At 69.3% G+C, this 23,251-nt stretch carries 22 protein-coding genes; 15 read left to right on the top strand and 7 right to left on the bottom strand.

Going from position 1 to position 23,251, the window contains the following annotated elements; translation table 11 throughout:
- The first annotated feature begins 110 nt into the window (after positions 1-110).
- The 4 genes from ACFV4K_RS09310 (at position 111) to ACFV4K_RS09295 (ending at position 3,120) form a co-directional block, all read left to right on the top strand.
- Entirely contained in the window at positions 111-779 is a 669-nt protein-coding gene (locus ACFV4K_RS09310; RefSeq protein WP_379273420.1) for a response regulator, read from the top strand.
- A 47-nt stretch (positions 780-826) separates the two neighbouring features.
- A complete protein-coding gene (locus ACFV4K_RS09305) occupies positions 827-1,393 on the top strand; it encodes a nucleoside deaminase (RefSeq protein ID WP_379273418.1) in 567 nt (188 codons plus the stop codon).
- A gap of 305 nt (positions 1,394-1,698) precedes the next feature.
- Positions 1,699-2,382 (top strand): GNAT family N-acetyltransferase, encoded by a 684-nt coding sequence (locus ACFV4K_RS09300; RefSeq protein WP_379273416.1) that lies wholly within the window; start codon positions 1,699-1,701, stop codon positions 2,380-2,382.
- Positions 2,383-2,574: 192 nt separating this feature from the next.
- Complete coding sequence (locus tag ACFV4K_RS09295) at positions 2,575-3,120, top strand: hypothetical protein (RefSeq protein ID WP_379273415.1); 546 nt, start codon at positions 2,575-2,577, stop codon at positions 3,118-3,120.
- Here the strand turns inward: ACFV4K_RS09295 and ACFV4K_RS09290 are convergent.
- Positions 3,117-3,593 (bottom strand): hypothetical protein, encoded by a 477-nt coding sequence (locus ACFV4K_RS09290; protein WP_379273413.1) that lies wholly within the window; start codon positions 3,591-3,593, stop codon positions 3,117-3,119. The genes ACFV4K_RS09295 and ACFV4K_RS09290 overlap by 4 nt on opposite strands.
- Before the next feature lie 149 nt (positions 3,594-3,742).
- Between ACFV4K_RS09290 and ACFV4K_RS09285 the strand changes: the two genes are divergently transcribed.
- The 4 genes from ACFV4K_RS09285 to ACFV4K_RS09270 all read left to right on the top strand — a co-directional run bounded on the left by ACFV4K_RS09285 (position 3,743) and on the right by ACFV4K_RS09270 (position 10,778).
- Positions 3,743-7,696 carry a BTAD domain-containing putative transcriptional regulator gene (locus tag ACFV4K_RS09285; protein WP_379273411.1) on the top strand — a complete coding sequence of 1,318 codons (3,954 nt, stop codon included), beginning with the start codon at positions 3,743-3,745 and terminating at the stop codon, positions 7,694-7,696.
- Between the two features lie 65 nt (positions 7,697-7,761).
- On the top strand, positions 7,762-8,379 hold the full coding sequence (locus ACFV4K_RS09280; protein ID WP_379273409.1) for a CHAP domain-containing protein: 618 nt from the start codon (positions 7,762-7,764) through the stop codon (positions 8,377-8,379).
- 161 nt (positions 8,380-8,540) lie between these two features.
- On the top strand, positions 8,541-9,767 hold the full coding sequence (locus ACFV4K_RS09275) for a hypothetical protein (protein WP_379273407.1): 1,227 nt from the start codon (positions 8,541-8,543) through the stop codon (positions 9,765-9,767).
- A gap of 285 nt (positions 9,768-10,052) precedes the next feature.
- A complete protein-coding gene (locus ACFV4K_RS09270) occupies positions 10,053-10,778 on the top strand; it encodes a DUF1906 domain-containing protein (protein WP_379273405.1) in 726 nt (241 codons plus the stop codon).
- A gap of 70 nt (positions 10,779-10,848) precedes the next feature.
- Here ACFV4K_RS09270 and ACFV4K_RS09265 read toward each other — a convergent pair whose 3' ends face one another.
- Complete coding sequence (locus ACFV4K_RS09265) at positions 10,849-11,214, bottom strand: hypothetical protein (RefSeq protein ID WP_379273403.1); 366 nt, start codon at positions 11,212-11,214, stop codon at positions 10,849-10,851.
- A gap of 107 nt (positions 11,215-11,321) precedes the next feature.
- Positions 11,322-12,107, bottom strand: a complete 786-nt coding sequence (locus ACFV4K_RS09260; protein ID WP_379273402.1) for a hypothetical protein — start codon at positions 12,105-12,107, stop codon at positions 11,322-11,324.
- Positions 12,108-12,377: 270 nt separating this feature from the next.
- Here ACFV4K_RS09260 and ACFV4K_RS09255 point away from each other — a divergent pair, with 270 nt between their 5' ends.
- Together ACFV4K_RS09255 and ACFV4K_RS09250 are read left to right on the top strand one after the other, a co-directional pair.
- A complete protein-coding gene (locus ACFV4K_RS09255) occupies positions 12,378-13,586 on the top strand; it encodes a mannosyltransferase (RefSeq protein WP_379273400.1) in 1,209 nt (402 codons plus the stop codon).
- A gap of 145 nt (positions 13,587-13,731) precedes the next feature.
- Entirely contained in the window at positions 13,732-14,952 is a 1,221-nt protein-coding gene (locus ACFV4K_RS09250) for a mannosyltransferase (RefSeq protein WP_379273398.1), read from the top strand.
- On the opposite strand, the gene ACFV4K_RS09245 is transcribed toward ACFV4K_RS09250, so the two are convergent.
- Together ACFV4K_RS09245 and ACFV4K_RS09240 are read right to left on the bottom strand one after the other, a co-directional pair.
- Positions 14,894-15,187, bottom strand: a complete 294-nt coding sequence (locus tag ACFV4K_RS09245; RefSeq protein WP_379273396.1) for a 4a-hydroxytetrahydrobiopterin dehydratase — start codon at positions 15,185-15,187, stop codon at positions 14,894-14,896. The two genes, ACFV4K_RS09250 and ACFV4K_RS09245, sit on opposite strands and share 59 nt — an antisense overlap.
- Before the next feature lie 21 nt (positions 15,188-15,208).
- The gene (locus ACFV4K_RS09240; RefSeq protein ID WP_379273394.1) at positions 15,209-15,385 is read right to left on the bottom strand and encodes a hypothetical protein; all 177 of its coding nucleotides are present in this window, start codon (positions 15,383-15,385) and stop codon (positions 15,209-15,211) included.
- 169 nt (positions 15,386-15,554) lie between these two features.
- On the opposite strand from ACFV4K_RS09240, the gene typA reads away from it, so the two are divergent.
- The 5 genes from typA to ACFV4K_RS09215 all read left to right on the top strand — a co-directional run bounded on the left by typA (position 15,555) and on the right by ACFV4K_RS09215 (position 20,959).
- Positions 15,555-17,453, top strand: a complete 1,899-nt coding sequence (gene typA, locus ACFV4K_RS09235) for a translational GTPase TypA (RefSeq protein WP_379273392.1) — start codon at positions 15,555-15,557, stop codon at positions 17,451-17,453.
- Positions 17,454-17,646: 193 nt separating this feature from the next.
- On the top strand, positions 17,647-19,407 hold the full coding sequence (locus tag ACFV4K_RS09230; RefSeq protein ID WP_379273391.1) for an ABC transporter family substrate-binding protein: 1,761 nt from the start codon (positions 17,647-17,649) through the stop codon (positions 19,405-19,407).
- Positions 19,404-20,294 carry an N-acetyl-1-D-myo-inositol-2-amino-2-deoxy-alpha-D-glucopyranoside deacetylase gene (gene mshB, locus ACFV4K_RS09225; protein ID WP_379273389.1) on the top strand — a complete coding sequence of 297 codons (891 nt, stop codon included), beginning with the start codon at positions 19,404-19,406 and terminating at the stop codon, positions 20,292-20,294. Before ACFV4K_RS09230 ends, mshB begins: the two co-directional genes overlap by 4 nt.
- Before the next feature lie 12 nt (positions 20,295-20,306).
- Positions 20,307-20,465, top strand: a complete 159-nt coding sequence (locus tag ACFV4K_RS09220) for a hypothetical protein (protein ID WP_167333469.1) — start codon at positions 20,307-20,309, stop codon at positions 20,463-20,465.
- On the top strand, positions 20,462-20,959 hold the full coding sequence (locus ACFV4K_RS09215) for a hypothetical protein (protein WP_379273387.1): 498 nt from the start codon (positions 20,462-20,464) through the stop codon (positions 20,957-20,959). Before ACFV4K_RS09220 ends, ACFV4K_RS09215 begins: the two co-directional genes overlap by 4 nt.
- Before the next feature lie 73 nt (positions 20,960-21,032).
- Here the strand turns inward: ACFV4K_RS09215 and ACFV4K_RS09210 are convergent, their stop codons facing one another.
- Complete coding sequence (locus ACFV4K_RS09210) at positions 21,033-22,574, bottom strand: PH domain-containing protein (protein ID WP_379273422.1); 1,542 nt, start codon at positions 22,572-22,574, stop codon at positions 21,033-21,035.
- 113 nt (positions 22,575-22,687) lie between these two features.
- Positions 22,688-23,194 (bottom strand): PH domain-containing protein, encoded by a 507-nt coding sequence (locus tag ACFV4K_RS09205; RefSeq protein ID WP_379273386.1) that lies wholly within the window; start codon positions 23,192-23,194, stop codon positions 22,688-22,690.
- Between the last annotated feature and the right edge of the window lie 57 nt (positions 23,195-23,251).

Here is a 23,251-nt window from a genome sequence, read left to right as displayed (position 1 = left end):
ATGCGAGAGCGTTGCCGACTGCTCGGCGGCGACCTCGAGGCGCAACCGCATCCGGATGGCGGATTCGAGGTCGCGGCCCGGCTGCCCCTCGCCCCGGCGGGGTCGCCGCGATGACGGCCCAACCCATCAAGGTGTTGCTCGCCGACGACGAGATCCTGGTCCGGTCGGGCTTCAAGGTCCTGCTCGACTTGGAGGAGGACATCACCGTCGTGGCCGAGGCCGCCACCGGCGCGGAAGCCGTCGAACGCGCCCGCGCCACCCGCCCGGACGTCGTCCTGATGGACATCCGCATGCCGAAACTCGATGGCATCGAAGCGACTTCCCACCTCGCCCGTATCCCCGGCCTCGAACGCACCCGCGTCCTCGTGCTCACCACCTACGACACCGACCAGAACGTCTTCGACGCCCTCCAGGCCGGGGCCAGCGGCTTCCTGCTCAAGGACGCGGGCCCGGCCGAACTCCTGCACGCCATCCGGGTCATCGCCGCCGGCGACGCCCTCCTCGCGCCCCGCATCACCCGCCGCCTCATCGGCCGCTTCGCCGCGCACCAGGCGGCTGTGCGGATCGCCGAGGAAACGCTGTCGGTGCTGACCGACCGCGAGCGGGAAATCGTCGCACTGGTGGGCGAGGGCCTGAGCAATACCGAGATCGGCACCAGGCTGGGGCTCAGCCCCGCCACCGCCCGCACCCATGTCGGCAACGCCATGCGCAAGCTGGGGGCGCGCGATCGCGCACAACTCGTCGTCATCGCCTACCGCACCGGACTGGTCACGCCCTGACCCGCGGCCGCCGACCGTGCGGGACACCTGCGGTCGGCGGAAACGGTTTGAGTGGCTGGGCCTTCCGGCCGGAAGGCATCGCGGTGGGTGATGATGGTGGAATGAGCCCCGGTTCGCAGGAGAGCTTTCCGACCGACCTGGATGCCCGTCTTCTCGCGACGGCCATCGCCATTGCCGGGCGGGCGCGGGAACGGGGGAATCACCCATTCGGGGCGTTGCTCACCGGGCCCGATGGGGCGGTGTTGCTGGAGGCCGAGAACACGGTGGTGACCGGACGGGACGCGACCGGGCACGCGGAGACGAATCTGGTGCGGGCGGCCAGTGCGGCTTATGATGCCGAGTTTCTGCGTGGCTGTACGGTTTACACCAGTTGTGAGCCCTGCGTCATGTGTGCCGGGGCGATCTATTGGGCGAATATCGGGCGGGTGGTTTATGCACTCGGGGAAGACCAGCTTCTGGGGCTGACCGGGGCGAATCGGGAGAACCCGACGATGGCGCTGCCGTGCCGGGCGGTATTCGCGGCGGGGCAGCGGGGGATCGCCGTGGTGGGGCCGGTCGAGCTCGCGGAGGCGCGGGCGGTGCACGGCGGGTTCTGGCGCGGAACGACGGCGTAGTAATACCTTCCAGCGCATAGGTATTCGACGTTTCCGGAGGTCGCGGCGGGGTCGCCGGATGGTAGCGGACGGTCGGCTCGGAATCGGCTGAATGACACCTGTGAAAATAGCGGCGCGACGCGCGGAAAAGCGCTCGAAATTTACATGCCGCCTGCGGCGCGGTGCGCTGGTGTTCCGCTATCGTTCATCCCACTATCCGATGCTGCTACTGGCGCGCCAGGGCTGGTTCGTCGATTCCGGAGTGGGTGGCCGGGGCGGCCAATGCCTGACGCGACCCCCGACCGTCTCCGAAAGATCGAGGGAACGTGCCCGTACCCGTTACTCTGACCGGCCGTCTGGTACGGCTGGAACCCCTTGCGCCGCAGCATGCGTCGGGTCTCGCGGAGGCCGCGGCGGGGAATCGCGACGATTATGCGTTCACTCCTGTCCCGCACGGTATGGACGAGGCGCTGGAATACATCGCCCAGGCACTGGCCGGGCATGCCGCGGGCACCTCGCTGGCCTTCGCCATCGTGGCCATGGCCGGCGGCCGGGTGCTGGGCTCGACCCGGTTCACCCGCTTCGACTATTGGCAGGGGCCGGTGGTGTGGCCGCTGGTCCACGGTGCGCCCAGTGACAATCCGCTGCTGGCGGTGCCCGACGCCGCCGAGATCGGGAACACCTGGCTGTCCCGGGAGGCCCGCGGCTCGGGCATCAACCTGGAGTCCAAACTGCTGTTACTCCAACACGCCTTCGAGGTATGGCGGGTGCGGCGCATCGCCATGCGCGCCGACGTCCGGAACCTGCGCTCCCGCATGGCGATCGAGCGGCTCGGCGCCACCAGCGACGGGGTCCGGCGGGCGCATTCGCGCGGGCTGGACGGCGAGGTGCGCAGCACCGCGTTCTATTCGATCCTGGAGGACGAGTGGCCCAATGTCCGGGCCATCATCGAGGGCGAATTGGCGGCGCTGCCCGCACCTGGGACGCGCAGTCGTCTGGTCGGCGCGTAGGCCGGGGGAGCGCCCGCGAACCCGTTCGGACCGGCCGGAAGACCGGTCGGTCCGATCCATGGCCGACGACTATAATTCCCGGTGTTGCACCGGTCGGGCGTCGAGGAGAGATCTGTCCGAGTCTGGTCACTCGACGAGCCGGCACCACCTCGGATGACCATGCCAGCAACCCTTCTCCCGAAGGAGCGGCGCATGCCCGACCCCATGCGCACGAAAGTCTGCCTCTCCGACAGCGTGTCCGGATCCCCGGTCCTGAGCCTGTTCCTCGTTCCCGAACCCCGCGTGCCCGGAGCCGGAGTCCTGCACCTGGTCGAGCAGACGCCGCTCGCCGCCGGGCCTCGCTGGTCGCCCGCCCCCATCCCGAGCCTCAACCCCCACCTCGTCGAGTGGTTGCACGCGCACGGCGCACCCAGCATCCGAACCCGATTCCTGGCCTTCACCGCCGGACAGCACGATCCGCACCGGATGCACGTGGTGCTGCACGATCACTTCATCGCTGATCCGGAGCCCCCCATGGGGCTGGACGCGGACGATCCCGACGAACTGGCCCGGCTCGAACTGCTCCCCGAACACTGGCTCGGCCCGCGCCGCATCGACGACTTCCACAACTACGCCGTCCGGTCCGCCATGCTCGCCGTCTACCGGCATTTCGGCGTCGACCGGCGCATCCCGCTCATGTACCACGGATACGCCGAACCCGAGGACGGCTGGTTCGAGATCCCGGCCGCCGAGGCCTAGTCGAACGGGACGACGGTCAGCAGCCACCACGGCCGCTGCGGCGACCGGAACTCGAAGGTCTGCACGTACATCCGCCGCTCCTTACGGGTCAGCGGATCGTTCATCAGCACCGTGCGCTCGTAGGGCGCGGCCGGAACGACTCCGCTGTCCCACAGGCGATCCCAGTCGGGGGAGCGGCGGGCCAGATTGACGATCTCCTCCACCCGATCCGGGTGCAGCTCGGGGGCGGCGGCACGGAACGCCGACACCATCACCTGCGCCTCGGCCTCCCAGTCGCCCAGCCGATAGCGGGCCATGGGTTCGAGCAGGATCGCGGTCATCAGATTCGCGCCCGGGCCAGTGCCGGGGAACAATTTCTTGAACGCGTCGTTGGCCGCGACCACGTCGTAGCCGCCGTCGTGCAGGCAGGCCGGATGCGGGAGGCTGTGTAGCACCGCGAGATCGGCGTCGGGCGGCGGGGAGGGGTCGAACACCTTAGGCAGTGTGCGGGATAGCTCTTCGGAATGACTTCGTATCGAGTTAAGCCGGGTCACAAGACTGGGTACTGTCGCAGAATTTCTGCCATATTGAGAGGATCCTGTTTGGTTTTATTCGAAGTGGGTACGGGGGTCGGACACCGGCTATGGCGCTGATACGGATCGGGGTGCTGGGCCCGCTGCACATCAGCATCGATGGCCAGCGCGTGCCCCCGGGCGCGCCCATGCAGTGCGCGGTCCTGGGCCGGCTGGTCGCCGCCGGCGGCCGCGTGGTGCCCACCGAACGGCTCATCGACGACCTCTGGCACGGCGACCCGCCCGCCAAAGCCGTTGCCGCGCTCCAGGTGTACATCCACAACCTGCGCCGCGTCTTCGAACCCGATCGGCCGCGCCGCGCCCACTCGCGCGTCATCGTCTCCGAATCCCACGGTTACGCGCTCAACCTGGAACCCAACCAGGTCGACTCCTGGCTCTTCGAACAACTGCTGCACGGCCACGAGGCCGCCATGCGCGATCCCGCCGGGCGACCCGAACCCCTCGAACAGGTGCGGGTGCTCGACTCCGCGCTCGCCTGCTGGCACGGCGGCGCCTTCGAATCGTTCCCAGGCATGACCTGGGCGACCCAGGAGACCGCGCGGCTGCAGGCGCTCAAGATGACCGCGGCCGAACTGCGCGCCCAGGCGGCGCTCGAGATGAACCGGCCCGCCGAGGTAGTGCTGGCGCTGCGGCCCATTCTCGAGGAGCATCCCGGCCGCGAGGAGACCGCCCGGCTGCTGGCCCTCGCCCAGTACCGACTGGGACAGTCGCTGGACGCGCTCGCCACCGTGCGCCGCAGCCGCGAATTCCTCACCCTCGAATACGGGGTCGACCCCGGACCCGCGCTGCGCGACCTGGAAACCGCCATCCTCACCCACTCGGTGGACGCCGAGACCACACCACCCGCCGTGGTGGTCCGGCCCGCCGACCCCGAACCGCCGGCAGCCCCGGAACCCCTGCCGGACAGCGGATATGCCACCCAGCGCGACGCCGTGCTGGCCGCCGCCGAAGCCGCCGCCGAAGGGCACGTGCGACTGGTCTGGCTGTCCGGCGAGGCCGGGGCCGGGAAGACCACCCTCGCCACCGCCATCACCACGCACCTGAGCGAACGCGGCTGGACCACCGTCTTCGGCCGCTGCCCCGAGGTCGACTCCGCGCCGCCCGCCTGGTCTTGGGCCGAGGTGCTCACCGGACTCGACGCCGCCGACCCCGAAACCTTCACCGCCGCCGATGCTTTCACCCTGGCCCGCCGCGTGGTCCGGTCCTGCCGGGAACGATCCGCCGGGGCACCCGTCGCCATCGTGCTCGAGGACGTGCACGGCGCGGACACCGCCACCCTGCAGGTATTGCGGCAGGTGGTGAACTGGTTGCGCGACAGCTCGATCCTCATCATCGCCACCCTGCGCGGCACCGAGGCCGGACCCGGCGTCCGCGACACCGCCGCCGCTCTGGCCCTGTTCACCGCCGACCGCATCGAACTCGATGGGCTCGACATGGCCGGGACCCGCCGCGCCGCGGCCGCCGCCGGACTCACCGCCCTCGACGACCGCACCGTCGAACTGCTGCGCCGCCGCACCGGCGGCAACCCGTTGTTCGTCCGCGAACTCGCCAAACTCGTTGCCACCCAGGGTCTTACCGACGCGCTGCCGGACAGCGTGCGCGACCTGCTCGGGCGCCGGATCGCCCAGCTGCCGCCGGACGTGGTGGACCTGCTGCGGCACCTGTCGGTCTGGGGCGACAGCGATATCGCCACCCTCGCGGGCTCCACCCGGCAGTCCCACGACACCGTCATCGACCTCGTCACCGCCGGCGAAACGGCGCGGCTGCTGCGCACCGACCGGGCCGGGCGCGTCACCTTCGACCACGCGCTCGTCCGCGAAACCGTCTATTACGACCTGCCCGCGCTCCGCCGCACCCGAATGCACCGGGCCGCTTTCGAATACCTGCGCGACGACCCCGACGCCGAGACCCGGAACCCGTTGAGCTCGGAGCGTGCCGCCGATGCCGGAAGGTCGTCGACCCGTCCCCCGACCGACGGCGCGGGCTTCCCCCTCGAGGCGGACCGGGCGCTGTCCGCACTGCGCGGCGCCGACGAAGTGGTCGCCGCTCTCCTCGGAATGCCGCGGTACGCCAACGGATCTCGAATCGATCGCACACTGTCGGCCCTGCGCGGCGCGGACGAGGTCGCCGCGGCCACCCCGAACGCCCCAGCCCCGCCCGCACCGAGACTCGATCCGTCGGCACTCTCGGCCGCGTCGCTGCGGATGGCGGGATTGTTCCAGGCCGGAATCAGGCACGCCGCCGGCGATGCCGGCGCGTCCTTCGCGCACGGAACCGTCGCCCCGGCGAATGGATCGCCCGGCACCACGAGCGGAACACCCAGCGCGGCGAACAGGTCGGCCATGGCAGCTCTGAGTACGTCGGCGGTGGGCGGGTTCGCGGCCGAGTTCCCCTTTGCCGGAGCGCATTCCGACGCCGAGGAGCCTCGGGTTCCGCGTGGGCGGGATATCGATGAGTTGGCGCATCACGCGGCGCTCGGGGCCGATGGCGAGACCGCGACGGTGGCATTGCCTTATGTGCGGGCGGCGGCGCGGCGGTGTGTGGAGCGGCGGATGCGGGCCGATGCCGTGCGGCGGTGGCGGTCGGTGCTGGCGTTGCACGATCTGGCGGGGCACACCGGGGAGGGTGCGGCGCAGCGGGATCGGCTGGCGGTGCTGGAGGCACGGTGCGAGCTGGTGGTGGCGCTGGCCTACGACGGGCAGCACATCGCGGCGCGGGCGGCGCGGGCGCAGGCGCTGGATCTGGCCCAATCGGTTGGTGGGACAGCGGTTCTCGCGCACGCGGTCACCTGCTGGCCGACGCCGCTGATCTGGTCGGTGCACGACTGGCACACGCCGGATCCGGGGTTGCGGGGGCCGTTGCGGGCCGCGTCGGCCGATCCGGTGCAGCCGGTGCGGACGCGAATCATGTTGCAGGTCACCGCTGTTTTCGATCGCGCGGTCGAGGATCCGGCCGCCGCCTGTGTGCTGGCGGCCACCGCGATGGCACTGGCCGAACCGCTCGGCGACCCGGATCTGCTGTGCACGGTGCTCAACGCGCAGGCATTCGCGGCCTTCGCGGTGGGCGGCTTCCTGCGCGCCCACGACCTGCGGCGCTACGCCACCCACCTGCTGCGCATCTCCACCGAGGCCGAACTCACCGAATTCCGTGCGCTCGCCCACTATCTGCTGTTCCGCGCCACCCTCGCCGACGCCGATCTGGTGGCCGCCGCCGAACACGCCGCCCAGGCGGGGGCCTACGCCACCGACGGACAGCTGCGGCACCTGCTCGACGCCATCGCGCCCTTCGGCATGGTGCTGGAGTTGTTGCGCGGCAACACCGATGAGGTGCTGCGCCTGCTCGCCGAGGGCAGCGCGGGCATCGACGACCTGGTGGCGCACTCGCTGGAGGGGGCCGCCGAACCGACCCGCGACACCAACGCGCTGCACGTCGGCATCGCCGTATCCATCGGCTGGCTGCGCGGCGACATGTCGGAGTACCTGAACGACCTGCGCGAACGCACCGCGCTCAAACCCGAACTGTTCGTCCACGGCTACGCGCTGGCGCTGGCGCACGCGGGCCGCCCCGAGGAGGCCCGCCGCACCCTCGCCGCCGCGCCGCCCCTCGCGCCGCAGTTCTGGTCCACCTTCACCGCGGTGAAGGCCCGCCTGGCCATCGCCCTCGACGAACCGGCCGACGCGCGTGACATCTACACGCAGCTGCTGCCCTACGCGGGCACCGTCTGCGGATTGGAATCGGGAGCCTCGGCCATGGGGCCCATGGACTTCGTGCTCGCCGAACTGGCCGCCTACCTCGGCGACCACACGCGTGCCGCCGGACACCGGTCCGCCGGGACGAAACTCCAGACCCGGTTGCGCACCCAGCTGGGCGAACTCGCGCCCGCGGGCCTGGGCCTGATGCGGGCCGGGCGGCTCGGCGCGATCGGTCACGGCCGCCTCGAACCGGCCGCCGAATCGGCCGCACGGGTGGGTGAGGGAACTTCCCACCGGTGTGAGACGTCCTAACCGTCGAGGCCGATCACCGGCCGAAGGGGGAGGGTGACATGACGAAGTGGGTGCGCGGCCGCCGGATGCTGGTGGCCGTCCTGGTGCTGGCGGTGGTCAGCGGTCTCGCGGCCGGGGGAGTGGCCGGGGTGCGCTGGTGGCAGCACGGATACCCCGGGACGAATCCGTTCACTGGTCCGCGCAACCTGACCGGCGGCCTGGTGCACGATTTTCCGGCCATCGATTCCACCGGCCTGACCGCCGCGCAGAACCGCGTCGTGGATGTGCTGCGGCAACAATTCGAGGAACAGAGCGGACGCGATAAATACTCGGAGGGTATTGCCGAACCGTGGTGCGCCGACTTCGTGAGCTGGGTGATGCGTGCCGCCGGGCAACCGTTGCACAATCCGAATTCCGGATCCTGGCGCATACCGGGCGTATACACGTTGGAGGAGTACTACCGGGGTCAGCGCCGTTTCGAGGACGCGAACGCAGGTTTTCTACCGCGTGTCGGAGACGTTGTCCTGTACTCCGATTCCAGTGCGTTCCATCAGCACACGAATATTGTGATCGCGGTGGATTCGGATACGATCACCACGGTGGGTGGCAATGAAGCCGGAGAATCCGGTGGCGTCGCCATCCATGAATTCCGCCCATCCGGCACAACGGGGCTGGTCGGTTTCGGGCGATTGGGAACACGCTGATTCCACATTCTGGAAACACGCGGGGCGGGGTGTACAACCGAGCGCATCTTCCGCCTACGATGGTTTCGGCGGCGCCCGGCAGCGTCGCCGATTGATCCCTGTCCTGCTGCCCCCTCATCGGCAGGACAGGGGTCCCCGCCCGACGAAAGAGCTGGATAACGTTGCCCGACGCACCGACCTGGATCGATTACGCCGAATTCGGCGAACGTTTCGTGGCGGCGGCGGTGACGGAATCCCGGATCGAATCCGCGGTCTCCAGTGTGGCCGGTCGGGGCATCACCATCGGGCCCTTCGGAATCGGGCCCGCCGGACTGGCCCGCTTCGTGGCCAAGGGCAGCATCGGCAAGCCCACCATCATCCGGCGCGCCCCCCACGTGCACTTCGACGTCATGCTCCCGGTCACGCTGCGGGTCGACGTCACCCTCGGCGGGCAGCGGCTGCGGCTGGAGGCGGTCGTGGAGATCGACCTCACCATGCACGCGCGCACCGCCGCCCCGCTGCTCATCGTCATCGACATCCCCCCGGTCACCGGCCGCGACGTGAGCTTCGTCATGCGCGCGCAGGCCATCGGCACCGCCTGGGAAGTCCTGCTCAACCCGATCGCGCAGCTGGTGCAGCGCGAGGTCGCCAACCGGATCAACGCGATCCTGGCCGACCCGGACTCCCAGCGCGGTCGCACCTTCGACGTGCAGGCCATCCTGGACGGCACCCGCTCGCCCTACAAGGGCCGCCCCACCCACGAGTGGATCGGCTACGACGAGTTCGGGCACCGGTTCTTCGACCTGATCGTCACCGCGGACCGGGTCCGGCAGGTGGTGGAGTCGATGGCCGGCAAACCCATCGAGGTCGGGCCCTTGCGCACCGGCCCCGGCAACAAGGCCGAGGTCTGGGTGCAGGGCAGCGTGCGACTGCCCAAGGTGGCCGCCGCCGCACCGGTCACCCCGACGGCCCCGCCCGCACCGCGGATCGCCGAATTGCCCAGGGCCGCCGCCGAATCCGCCGCGGCCACGCAGGCCGCCGAAGCCACTGCCGCCGAAGTCCACGATCGCGCGCTGGTGCGCTTCGACCTGACCATTCCCGTGAGCCTGGACATCAGCGTGGACGTGCTGAAGACCAACCGCTACCGGGCCGAGGTGAACGTGCCCGTGGCCCTCACCGCGCGCGCCGCCGAACCGTTGCTGATCGTCATCGACGCCGCCCCGCCCCGGGCCCGCGACATCGATCTGGAGATGATCGCCGAGGGCTGGCGGGCCGCCGCCCTGGGCAAGCTCGCGGGTATGCGCAAGCAGATCGCCGCGCAGGTGGCGACGGTCGTGCGGAGCGAGGTCGCGGATGTCTCGCGCCGGACCATCGACGTGGGCGCGCAGCTGAACAAGACTCGCGTCTGACGGTCTCGGCAACCGCGAAGATTCATAGCTATTTATTCGCTGTCGGCCGGTCGTTGCCTGATTTTCCATCGATGTGACATATGGTGCCGATGTGCTCGATGAGTCTGGCGATTCCAATGTGAATATGGTGAAATGAGGGCACGTTCAGGGGCTCCCGGCGCACGGATGATCTTGTTGTCATCGGGGAAGGTGCGCCGGGCACGCCGCAGGTGGACCGAATAGGTCCAGAGCCAGACTCCTCCAGCACTCGATCGGAATGTTCGACCAGTGCGCGAAGGAGCCGTGATGAGTTCTGCCCCTGTCAACCGACGGAATTTCCTCTCCGGGACAACGGCCCTGGCCGCCGGGATCACCGCCGGAATGGCCCTCCCACCCGCCACCGCCGCCGCCAAGGAATCCCTCGGCACCCTGCTCGACTACGCGGGCGGCGTCCCCACGGCCCAATCCATCAGCGACGACGGCCATCTGGGCGTCATCCGTTATGTCTCCGACCGGCGGCCCGGCGCGGAATGGATGGAAGGCAAACCGCTGCTCGCCCGCGAGGTCGACGCGCTGCGCGCCGTGGGCCTGTCGGTGGTGTCCTGCTACCAGTTCGGCAAGGGCCCGACCGCCGACTGGCGCGGCGGCTACCCGGCCGGATTGAAGCACGCCGCACGGGGACTGGTGCTGCACAAGGCCGCGGGCGGCCCGGACAGCGCGCCCATCTACGCCTCCATCGACGACAACCCCAGCGACGAGGAGTTCGAGTCGATGATCGAGCCCTACCTGCGCGGGTGGGAAACCGTTATCGGGCGCGGGCGGACCGGCGTCTACGCCAACTCGCCGACCATCGACAACATCCGCGACGTCGGACTGGGTTCGTTCTTCTGGCAGCACAATTGGGGCACCCCGAAGGGCTACGTCCACCCCGCCGCCACCCTGCACCAGTTCGAGATCGACAAGCGCGAGGTGGGCGGCATCTCGGTGGACGTCAACTCGGTACTGGCTCCCCAGTTCGGCCAGTGGTGGTAATCGCCGACTCGCGGCGCTCTCGTGTCCCGCTACCTGCGGTAGCGGGACACGAATGTGAACAGGCCCGAGGTCAGGTCTGGCAGTGGCAGGTGGGGTCCTGCGCCAGATCGGGCTCCTCCGCGACTACCCGGAGCATCAGGTGGGGATCGTTGCGTTCCTCGTCGGCGCCGTTGGCGAAGGTCTGCCCATTGCCGTTCCAGGAGAACAGCGAGAAGCGGGACAGGCCGGAGAAGGCCGATCCCAGGCTGCCGAAGGAAGCCGAGGAGATGAGAGAGCCGAACGAGCCCACCGACCCGATCGACAGCACCGAGCCCACGCTGCCGATGGACAGGATCGAATAGGCCGAGCCGATCGACAGGATCGATCCCTCCGAGCGAATCGAGAGGATCGATCGGCGCGAATGCAGTCCCCGTAGCGGGTTGGAAACAGCGGCCATACTTAGCGGTCTACCACAGGAATCCGCTCCTGCAAACGATTTCGCCCCCGCCGCTCCCGGGCTTTCGCTCGGGAGGGACGGGGGCGAATTCTCGGCGCGCGCCGAGACTAGACCGTGAAGAAGCCGATGGTCGGCAGGAAGGAGCAGGTGATCGGCTGCGCCTCCGGGTCGGACTGGGTGGTCAGCGAACCCGAGACGATGGCGACCACGCGACCGGTGCCGGTGTTGGCGATGGCCGACAGGGTGGCCGGGCCGTCCGGGTTGATCTTGGCGTCGTCGGTCAGGTTCATGGTGCCGGAGGCGCGGGTGTCCAGGTTCAGCCACTGCACCGTCATCGGGGTGGGCTGCGGGTCGGTGGGCCGCTTGGTGCCCAGCGCGGTGAACACGAAACCGGCCTGGCCCTGCGCGGGTCCCGGCGGGGGCAGCTGCGCGGGACCGGCGACGGCCAGCGCGGTGCCCACCGAGTCGGCGGACGAGGAGATGCAGCCCTTGCCGATGGTCGGCCACAGGAACTGCGAGATGACCGGGCCGTCCTCCGGAATGTCCGGGCCGCCACCGCCACTGCCGTCGAGGAACTTGATGACCGCGAGCAGCGTGGTCTTCACCTGCGGCGGCAGGTTGCTGTTCTCCAACAGCTGCTTGGCCTGGGCGAGGATGGTGTTCTTGGGGCCGGCATCGGCGATATCGGCGGGCCCGGCGGCCGCGCCCACGATGGCGGGGATCAGCGAGGCCAGGGCGTCGACCGGAACCCCTTCGGGGATCATCGGAATCGACACCGCGCTCAGGGGCGCGGGCGCGGGCTTCGCCTCTGCCGCAGTCGGCACGGCGACGGTGGCGCAGGCCGCCAGGGCCAGCGCGGAGACTGTGAACCGCGTTCCTCGGGTGCGAAGCACTGGTGTAGCCGTCCTTACCTCGGGTACAACTAGCGGCGATGGAGCCCCATCGCTCCGCGCCACTCTAGGGACCGGGCTGCCGTGTTGTACAGCCAGCGTGTGATCTTGGCGAACTTGATCAGCTGACGCTATCGAACGAGCGACCAGAATACGTGTTACTGATGGGGCCGGTGATGCAAATGTTACGCAGAGTGTCCGATGCGCGGCGCAATTCGGGGTACGACTAGGCTGGCCGCGGCCGTAGACCGCCTGAGCTGAAAGACGTGCCGCGTGAAACGACACTTCCACATGGCCGCCGCGGCACTGGGTATTTCGGTGCTGGCCCGTCTGCTGTGGGTGCTCCTGTTGCCCAATGGCATGAACTTCGTGGACCTTCATGTCTACGTCGACGGCTCGGCGAATCTGGGCAGCGGGCATCTGTACGAGTACACCGATGCCAGTAAGACGCCCGACTTTCCGCTGCCTTTCACCTATCCGCCGTTCGCGGCGCTGATGTTCTACCCCCTGCATTTCCTGCCCTTCGGCGTGGTCGCCATCGGGTGGCTGCTGGCCACGGTGGCGGCGCTGTTCGGCGTGGTGTGGTTCGCGCTGGAGATGATCCTGGGCTCCGAGGCCATGCGCGAACAGCGTTGGCGCACAGCCGCTGTCGCGTGGACGGCGGTCGGGATGTGGCTCGAGCCGGTGCGCACGACCTTCGACTACGGCCAGGTCAATGTGTTCCTGGTGCTGCTGGCCATGCTCGCGGTGCGCAGCTCGCGCTGGTGGGTGTCGGGAACGCTGGTCGGCGTGGCGGCGGGCATCAAGCTGACCCCCGCGGTCACCGGGCTGTACTTCGCGGCCCGCAAGCGCTGGTTCACCGCGCTGTGGTCGGCGGTGGTCTTCTTCGGCACCATCGGCCTGACCTACCTGCTGACGCCGGGGGAGACCAACAAGTACTTCCGGGAGCTGCTCGGCGACGCCAAGCGGATCGGCCCGGTGGGTTCGTCGACCAATCAGTCGCTGCGCGGTGCGCTCAGCCGTCTGCTCGGCCATGATGTGGTGTCGGGCCCGGTGTGGATCGCCGCGGCGCTGGTGACCGCGGTCCTGGCGTTCTTCGCTTGGCGCGCACTGTGTTCCGACGATCGACTGGGCACGCTGATCATCGTGCAGCTGTTCGGGCTGATGGTGTCGCCGATCTCGTGGTCGCACCACTGGATCTGGCTGGTGCCGGTGATCCTGTGGCTGATCTACGGTCCGCTGCGCGACGCCCCCGGGGCGCGGGTGCTCGCGGGGTACTGGCTCGCGGTGACCTTGATCGGCGTGCCGTGGGTGCTCGGGTTCTTCCAGGATTCGATCTGGACCATCTCGCGGCCGGGCATCCTGTCCTGGCTCGGCGCGGTGGATGTGATCGGCGTGTTGGCGCTGTTCGCCTGGATCATCTGGGCAGGTCGCCTCGAGAGTCGTAGCCGGACAGACGCTGAAGTGAAAGTCGCGGTGTGAAATTCGCAATAGGCGGATCCCGGTGCCCACGTTTCTTGGGTGCGCGAGATATTCATTACTACGGCTACGCTTATCCGCGCGCCGTCAGGCGAGATCGCCAGCCGTGAACTTCGGTCGGTGACCAATCCGACCCGAAAGTCCGTCTGTGAATCGACGTTTCCAGCTGGCTGCCGTCGCCCTCGGCATCTCGGTGCTGGCTCGTGTGGCCTGGGCGCTGTTCTGGCCCAGCAACCTGATCCTCGTGGACCTGCACGTCTATGTCGAAGGCGCCGCGAATCTCTTCGGTGGGAACCTCTACGAATGGACCGATTCCAGTCGGTCACCACAATTTCCGCTGCCGTTCACGTATCCGCCGTTCGCGGCGCTGCTGTTGTATCCGCTGCATTTCCTGCCCTTCGACGTGGTCGCCGTGGGCTGGTTGCTGGCCACCGTCGGGGCGCTGTTCGGCATCATCTGGATCGCCCTGGAGATGATCCTCGGCCCGGAGGCCATGCAGGAACAGCGTTGGCGCACATCCGCGGTGGCGTGGACCGCGGGCGGCATGTGGCTGGAACCGGTGCGGTCCACCCTCGACTACGGCCAGGTCAACGTGTTCCTGGTGTTCATGGCGATGGCCGCGGCGCGCAGCACCCGGTGGTGGCTGGCGGGCGCGTGGGTCGGCCTGGGCGCGGGCATCAAGCTGACCCCGGCGGTGACCGGGCTGTACTTCGTGGCCCGCAAGCAGTGGCTCGCGATCGCCGCCTCGGTGGGCGCGTTCGTCGGGACCATCGGGCTGACCTACCTGCTCACACCCAACGAGACCAAGAAGTACTTCGGTGAGCTGGTCGGCGACCCGCACCGCATCGGGCCGGTCGGTTCGGTGGTCAACCAGTCGCTGCGCGGCGCGCTCAGCCGCCTGGCCGGGCACGACATCGGCGGCGGGCTGCTGTGGAAGACGGCGGTGCTGGCCACGGCCGTATTGGCCTTCTTCGCTTGGCGCGCGCTGCGTTCCGACGATCGGCTGGGCACACTGCTGATCGTGCAGCTGTTCGGCATGATGGCCGCGCCGATCTCCTGGTCGCACCACTGGATCTGCCTGGTCCCGCTGGTGCTGTGGCTGCGCTTCGGCCCGCTGCGCGACGCGCCGGGTGCGGGCCTGATGCGCGCGTTCTGGCTGTTCAACACGATCGTCGGCATCCCGTGGCTGCTGGGCACGGTGCAGACGAACATGTGGGAGATCTCCCGGCCCTGGTACCTGGCCTGGGCGGGTACGGCCAATGCGGCCGGGGTGCTGGTGTTGTTCGGCTGGATGATCGCGGTGAAGCGGCTCAGCCCTGCTCCCGCAGTCGATCGATCTCCCGTGCGAGAGCCATATCCAGTGGCGTGAGTCCGCCGGCGGAGTGGGTCGAGAGCGTGAAAGTGACCCGCCGCCAGCGGATGTCGATGTCGGGATGGTGGTCGGCGGCTTCGGCCGCGGCCGCCACCCGGCGGACCAGCTCGATTCCGGCCAGGAACGAGTCGGCCTGCACGGTGCGGCTGATGCTGTCGCCCGTTCGGGTCCATTCGGGCAGGTCGGTCAGTGCCTTGGCGATCTCGTCGTCGGAGAGCAACACAGGACTCATAAGTCCTGGTCTACTCCGATTTCAGGCAGCCCGTGCGGCTTTGAGGCACTTCTTGAGTTCCTTGCCGCAGCAGCCGGCGGCCTCTGCCTTCTTCATCTTCATGATGACCACAGGGCATTTCATGCACCGCGTTTTCTTGCGGCAGCATTTCTTCTTGGGCTCGAGACGCGATACGTCCTTCGCCTTGACCTTGCCCATGTTGGTTAGCTTAACCTAACCTCTGGCCGTTGAACAGGTGATCCAGGTCGCCCGGTAATGTGTAGCTCGCCGCATGCCCGGTGGAGTTCGCCATGTCTCGTCGTAGGCAGCCCCACGCATGAGAACCCATCCGGGTCGGCTACAGACTTTTCACCAGGAGGAATCAAACGTGTCGTCTGTCGAGTTCCGCAACGTCGCCATCGTGGCGCACGTCGACCACGGCAAGACAACACTGGTCGACGCCATGCTCCGGCAATCCGGTGCGTTCGCCGAACGCGCCGAACTCGTCGACCGGGTGATGGACTCCGGTGACCTCGAGCGCGAGAAGGGCATCACCATTCTCGCGAAGAACACCGCTGTTCACCGGCATAATGCCGACGGATCGGTCACCGTCATCAATGTCATCGACACCCCCGGCCACGCCGACTTCGGTGGTGAGGTCGAGCGCGGCCTGTCCATGGTGGACGGCGTCGTGCTGCTCGTCGACGCGTCCGAGGGTCCGCTGCCGCAGACCCGTTTCGTGCTGCGCAAGGCCCTCGCCGCCTCGCTGCCCGTGATCCTGGTGGTCAACAAGACCGACCGCCCGGACGCCCGCATCGAAGAGGTCGTCGAGGAATCCCACGACCTGCTGCTGGACCTGGCCTCCGACCTCGATGACGAGGCCTCGGAAGCCGCCGAGCTGGCCCTCGACCTGCCGGTGCTCTACGCCTCCGGCCGCGCGGGCGTCGCCTCCACCAGCCGCCCCGAGAACGGCCAGGTGCCGGACGCGGAGAACCTCGACGAGCTGTTCGAGGTCCTCATGAAGTACGTGCCGGCCCCGAAGGGCGACGCGACCAAGCCGCTGCAGGCCCACGTCACCAACCTCGACGCCTCCCCGTTCCTGGGCCGAATCGGCCTGGTGCGCATCTACAACGGCACCCTGAAGAAGGGCCAGAACGTGGCCTGGATGCACGGTGACGGCGTCAAGACCGTCAAGATCACCGAGCTGCTCAAGACCGTCGGCGTCGACCGTCAGCCGGGCGAAGAGGGCGTGGCCGGTGACATCGTCGCCATCGCCGGCATCCCGGACATCATGATCGGCGACACTCTCGCCGACGTCGAGAACCCGGTCGCGCTGCCGAAGATCACCGTCGACGAGCCCGCGATCTCGGTCACCATCGGAACCAACACCTCGCCGCTGGTCGGCCGGGTGTCGGGCCACAAGCTGACCGCCCGCATGGTGAAGTCGCGGCTGGATCAGGAACTGGTCGGCAACGTCTCGCTGCGCGTGCTCGACATCGGCCGCCCGGACGCCTGGGAGGTCCAGGGCCGCGGTGAGCTCGCGCTTGCCATCCTGGTCGAGCAGATGCGACGCGAGGGCTTCGAGCTCACCGTCGGCAAGCCGCAGGTGGTCACCAAGCAGGTCGACGGCAAGACCCACGAGCCGTTCGAAGAGCTGACCATCGACTGCCCCGACGAGTACCTGGGTGCCGTCACCCAGCTGCTGGCCGCCCGCAAGGGCAAGATGGTCCAGATGAGCAACCACTCCGCCGGGTGGGTGCGCATGGAATTCATCGTGCCGTCGCGCGGCCTGATCGGTTTCCGCACCGACTTCCTCACCGAGACCCGCGGCACCGGTATCGCGAACGCGGTCTTCGACGGCTACGCGCCGTGGGCCGGCGAGATCCGCGCCCGCCACACCGGTTCGCTGGTCTCCGACCGCAACGGCTCGGTCACCCCGTTCGCCATGATCCAGCTGGCCGACCGCGGTCAGTTCTTCGTGGAGCCGGGCGCGGACACCTACGAGGGCCACGTGGTCGGCATCAACCCGCGCTCGGAGGATCTCGACGTCAACGTCACCCGCGAGAAGAAGCTGACCAATATGCGGTCCGCCACGGCCGACGTATTCGAGACGCTGGCCAAGCCGCTGCAGCTGGACCTCGAGGGTGCGATGGAGTTCTGCACCGACGACGAGTGCGTCGAGGTGACCCCGGAGATCGTACGCGTGCGCAAGGTCACCCTGAGCGCCACCGACCGCCAGCGCGAGATCTCCCGCCGCAAGGCGCGTGACCGGGCCGCCGCCCAGTAGATAGACCAACTCTCGGGACTCTCGGGGGCTTCGCGCCCGAATCTCCAACCGCCGATCGCGGTGGATTGGCCCCGAAACCTCGACCGCCCACCCGGATTCCCCGGGTGGGCGGTTCCAGCTCTGACGGACCTTGCATCGGCCGAGCGCCGGTAGCCGGGTGGCGCGAAGGGGATCCAGTAGAGTGCCGAACGTGATGACCGGGGGCCGGAAGCGCGCATCGGTGCGTGCGGTGCTGTTGATGGTGGCGACCCTGCTGGCGGTCGCGACCGGCTGCACCGCGAATCCGCCGCCGCCCATCGAGTCCACGGACTCTCCCAAGACGCAGCCCGCCAAGCCCGGCAAGAATTCGGTCGTGGTCGCGGTGGACGACATCGGGATCGGGTTCAATCCGCATCTGCGGTCGCAACAGTCGCCCGCGACGGCGGCGGTGGCGTCCATGGTGTTGCCGAGCCCGTTCACGGCCGCGCCGACGCCGGGGGTGCCGGGTGCGACCGACTGGATTCTGAATCCGGCGCTCATGGTGTCGGCGGACGTGACCTCGCAGGAGCCGTTCACGATCAGCTACCAGATCAAGAACGAGGCGTCCTGGTCCGATGGCGCTCCGATCGCGGCCGAGGACTTCAAATACCTGTGGCAGCAGATGATCACGCAGCCGGGCACGGTGGATCCGGCGGGGTATCGGCTGATCTCCGATGTCAGTTCCGCGGCGGGCGGCAAGACCGTGAATGTCACGATGGCGCAGCCGTATCCGGCGTGGCGGCAGCTGTTCACGGATCTGCTGCCCCAGCATCTGGTGAAGGACAGCGGTTTCGAGCAGGGCCTGGTCGACACCATCCGGATCTCGGGCGGCCAGTTCCGGATCAAGCAGGCCGATCGCGGTCGCGAGGAGATTCTGCTGGAACGCAATGACCGGTATTGGGGTCAGCCCGCGGTGCCGGATCAGATCCTGTTGCGGCGCGGCGGAACTCCCGCGCAGGTGGCGGAGTCGCTGCGGGTCGGGGACGCGCAGATGGCGCTGGTGCACGGCGGGGTGGCGTTGCAGGCGCAGCTGGCGGCGATCCCCTCGGTGCGCACGGCCGTGATGGCGCAGTCGCGGGAGATGTCGCTGGTGCTCAACGGGCGCAGCGGGGATCTCGCCGACGTTCGGGTGCGGCGCGCGGTGCTGGCGCTGCTGGATCCGGTGCTGCTGGCCACGGTCGGCGCGCAGACCGGCAGCTGGGTGGAACCGGTTCGGGCGCAGGTGCTCTCGCCGTCGGACCCCGGCTACGCGGCCACGCAGCCGCCGCGGCTGCCGGTGGAGGAGGCATTCGCGTTGCTCGCGGAGGCCGGGTTCGCGCGGGCCGCGGAGACGCCCGCGGCGCCGTCGGCGACCTCGCCCGCGCCGCAACCGCGTCCGCTGGCCAAGAACGGAAAATCGCTGACGGTGCGGGTCGGCGCGGTGGACGGCGACACCACGTCGCTGGCGGTGGCGAATACCGCCGCCGACCAATTGCGCAGTGCCGGAATCGATGTCATCGTTCGTAGCGTCGCCGCGGCGACGCTGTACGGCAAGGAACTGACCGACGCCGGGATCGACGCGGTGGTCGGCTGGGAGCGCACCGGACAGGATCCGGCCACCGTGCTGGCCTCCCGGTACGGGTGCGCACCGGTGGCCCCGCCGGGCGACAACGGCGATACCACGGTCGCGGACGGCGCGAAGAAGTCGCCGTCGAATCTGTCCGGGGTCTGCGATGCGGCGCTGCAGCCCGGTATCGACGCCGCCCTGCGCGGCCTGGATCCCGGCAAGGTGATCGCCGAGGCCGAGCCGCGGCTGTGGGAGATGTCGACCGTGCTGCCGATCGTGCAGGACACCCAGGTGGCCGCCGCGGGCCCGCGCGTGGACGGGGCCTCGCTGAGCGGCGCCATCCAGACCGGCATCTTCGCGGATGCCGCCAATTGGCGGCGGCTGCCGTGACCATCGATTCCGCGCGCCACGGCCTGCTGCTGGTGCACGCGCACCCCGACGACGAATCCATCACCACCGGCGGCACCATCGCCCACTACCGTCGTCGCGGCGTCCCGGTCACCGTGGTGACCTGCACGCTCGGTGAGGAGGGCGAGGTCATCGGCGACGAGTACGCGCACCTGGTGGCCGGGTCGGCCGATCAGCTGGGCGGCTACCGGATCGCCGAATTGACCAGGGCCCTGGACGCGTTGGACGCGGGCGTGCCGCATTTCCTGGGCGGCGCGGGCCGCTGGCGGGATTCCGGTATGGCCGGGACGCCGTCGGCGCGTAATCCGCGGGCCTTCGTGAATTCCGGGACCGCCGCCACCGACGCGCTGGTGCGGGTGCTGCTGGAGCTGCGCCCGCGGGTGGTGATCGGCTACGACCCGCGCGGCGGGTACGGGCATCCCGATCACATTCGCGCGCACGAGATCACCATGGCGGCCGTGGCTGCGGCCTCGGACTGGGGCTGGACGGTTCCGAAGGTGTATTGGACGGTCACCGACGCCGCGGTGCTGGCCATGCACACCGAGGCGTTGAAGCGCCGCACCGTGGATCAGCTGCCGGGCGCGCTGCCGCGTGGCTGGCGGCTGCCGCACGAGGGCGAATTGGCTTGTGTCCCGGCGGAATCGGTGACCACCGCGGTGGACGTGTCCGATGTGCTGACGGCGAAGCGGGTGGCGCTGCGGGCGCACGCCACCCAGGTGACGGTGGCGCCGTCGGGCCGGGAGTTCGCGCTCTCGAACGATGTCGCCCAGCCGGTGCTGCCGGAGGAGCATTACATTCTGGTGCGGGGTGAGCGCGGCCCACTCGGCCCCGACGGTCGGGAACATGATCTCTTCGGCGGGCTGGAATGAGAGACTGAGGCTATGTACAACTGGGACCTCCAGAACGCCATCGCGGCGTTCGTCGAGAGCCAGCGGCCCTACTTCGAGTGGCAGCACGAGCTGTACCTTTCGGTGCTGTACGGCTTCGTGGACATGCAGAGTCACCTGCTGACGCTGCTCGGTTTCCCGCCGGTGCCGTGACGGCCGCCTTGGGAGCCCGCTCGGGTGACGCGGTGGCGGGCCCGCGCCCGGGTCGCGTCGTGTTGAACGCGGTGATCGCCGGGCTGCTGCTGATCGACGCCGTGATCACGCTCGGCCTCGAAGTGCTGTTCCTGCCCCTCTACGCCGGGCAGGCGACCATTCCCGAGCCCACCCCGGTGCTGGCCGCGGGTTCGCTGGCCTCGAGCATGACCTCGGGCGCGATCCCGGTGCCGGTGGCCGCCCTGGTGGCCGCGGTGGTGAACGTGCTGCTGGTGATGGGCATGGGTGTCGCGACCGATCGGATCGGCGTGATGGCGCTGCCGATCCTGGTGTGGGCGTTGGGCTTCCTGATCTGCGCGGGTTTCAGCCCGAGCGGCTACGCGCTGCTCATGGGCGATTGGCCCACCATGCTGCTGCTGATCTGCGGTCTGCTGCCCGCGGGCATGTACCTCTACTACCGCGCCACCGCGCGTCTGGCGTCGGCCGGAGCCTGAGTCTCCGGAGCGCTGTCACACTTCGTCGCACACCGTGATTCGCGCCAACTATCCGGTCCAGGGCTGAGCCGGATCACGGCCGGGCCGGGACGCCCAGCTGTCCCGGCGTGACCGCCTCGATGAGCTCCCACGCCTGCTCCAGGGGTAGATCGATGACGTGATACCGCTTCTTGCCCGCCGCCGACGCCGCCACCACGGTGGCGACGCCCGCGCGGCGCTGGAAGAAGGTCTGGCGTACGGTCCAGCCGATGACGCCGGGCGCTTCCAGGCAGTCGCGGTCGCGGTCCAGGCAGCCGCTGCGGGTGATGAGCCAGGCGGGCTTGCCGTCCGCGGCGGGCAGGATGGCGTGGCCGAGACCGCGGTACCGGTCCCACGCGAGGGCCACGGCGAGCGGCACGGATGCGGCGAGCGCGATCCAGATCCACAGCGGAATATGGCCTCCCGCAAGGGCAATCACCAGCGCGACCGCGGTGGCCGCCGCGAGCGGGCCCAGCGCGCGGGTGTAGCGGCGGCGGTGCGCGGCGGGTCCGTGAGGGAGCAGCGGCACGGTCACGAGCGCGGAGGCGTCGGCGGCGCCCACCGCTGACACGGCGGAGATCGGTTGTGTGGCAAGCGATGCCGTGTCGACGGTGCCGGCCCGGCCGGTGCCGAGCAGGTGGCCGAGCGTCCGGTGCACGGCGGCGCGCGGAGCCTGCGGCAGGATCTTCTGCCGCGGGCTGGTGCCGGTCATGATGGCCTCGAGCTCGGCGGCCCCGGCCAGGCGCAGCAGCAGCGGCTCGTTCACCGTCGCGCCGCGCAGGCGGGCCAGGTCGAGGGTGGTCTGACGGGTGGTGAGCAGGCCGTGCCGGATGGTGAGGGTCTTGCCGTCGTCGTGGACCAGGAGGCCGAACCAGGTCAGCAGGTAGCGGGCGCAGGCGGCCACGCTGACCACGACCACGAGCAACACGATCAGCAGCGCGATGACGCCCGCGATGACGCCCGCGCTGCGGTGGCCGACATCCTGGACGGTGCCGGACTTCAGGAAGATCTGCGCGAAGCCGTACTGGAAGGCCAGACCCACGACCGGGGCGATGATGGCGAAGCCGGTCAGCGAGAGCGGGGCGTACCGCACCCATTCCGCCTGCCAGTGCGCGATCTCCACGGCATCGCCGGCCACGGCCGGGGTGGCTGCTTCAGGCGTGATCGACTGCGGGGCAGTCGATTCCGCGCTCGCCCGGGTGTGTGCCAGCAGTGCGGTCCGCAGGTTCGGCACCAGTTTCGCGTCCAGGGAGTCCAGCTTGAACTGTTCCCGCTTGTCCGCGTGCTGCCCGGTGCCGATGGACAGCACTGCCAGTCCGAGCGCCCGGTGCAGCAGGTCGGCCTCCACGTCCACCGAGCGGACCCGGTTGCGCGGGACGGAGAGTCGTTTGCGCTGGATCAGGCCGGTGCGGAGTTCCACATTGTCGGGGGTGATGCGGTAGGTGGTGGTGAACCAGCGGGTGAGCGCGAAGGCCACGATCACGCCGACCACGGTGAGGCTCCACAGCGGGCTGTCGGCGCGCGCGCCCGCGACCAGCGTGGCGATCAGCACCGGGATGAAGCGGATGAGTTCGGTGACCGGGTGCACCAGCAGCATGCGCTTGTCGAGCCGCTGCCAGCCCGCGCCTGCCGGTTCGAGACTCGCGTGCAGTGGTGAAAGCTGTTCTGTCGGATAGGAATCGGAGAAGGAGTCCTCGTCGGGCGGCAGGCTCACGTGGCGTCCCCGCGGTGCTGGGCGGCGATCGCGGTCAGCTGGGCGACGGTGTCCCGCGCGTCGGTCAGCGCCAGCGCGCTGATGTGCACCGCCCCCGCCGAGGAAGCGGTGGTGACGGTGACGGTGGCCAGCCCGAGCAGTCGCTCGAGCGGCCCGCGATAGGTGTCGACCGTCTGCACCCGGGTGATCGGAGCGACCCGGCTCTCCTGGGTGAACCAGCCGGTCCGGGTGTAGACGGCCTCGTCGGTGATCTCCCACCGGTGCACCGCGTACCGCCACAGCGGAATCACCACGACGCTGAAAACCGCTGCCAGCAGCACGATTCCGAGTACCAGTCCCTGTAACCCGCGCCGGTGCGTGTCGAACAACGCCCAGACCCCCACCCCGAGGACCGGCGCCACCCAGGACAGGGCGGCGCTCAGCGCCCACAGCAGTTTGGCGCGGGGGCTGGGCCGCCGGGCCGGGTCGGCCAGCAGGCCGCCGGGAGCGAGGGGCTGGGACATGGTGCCCATGCTTGCATGAATCGGGCCGCGGAGGCGGTTGTTGCGAGCGAGTACCGA

It is taken from the genome of Nocardia sp. NPDC059764 (assembly GCF_042732555.1).
In the GTDB taxonomy this organism is placed as follows: domain Bacteria; phylum Actinomycetota; class Actinomycetes; order Mycobacteriales; family Mycobacteriaceae; genus Nocardia.
Note: the sequence above shows the minus strand (reverse complement) of the source record. Positions and strands in the feature narration are given on the sequence as shown.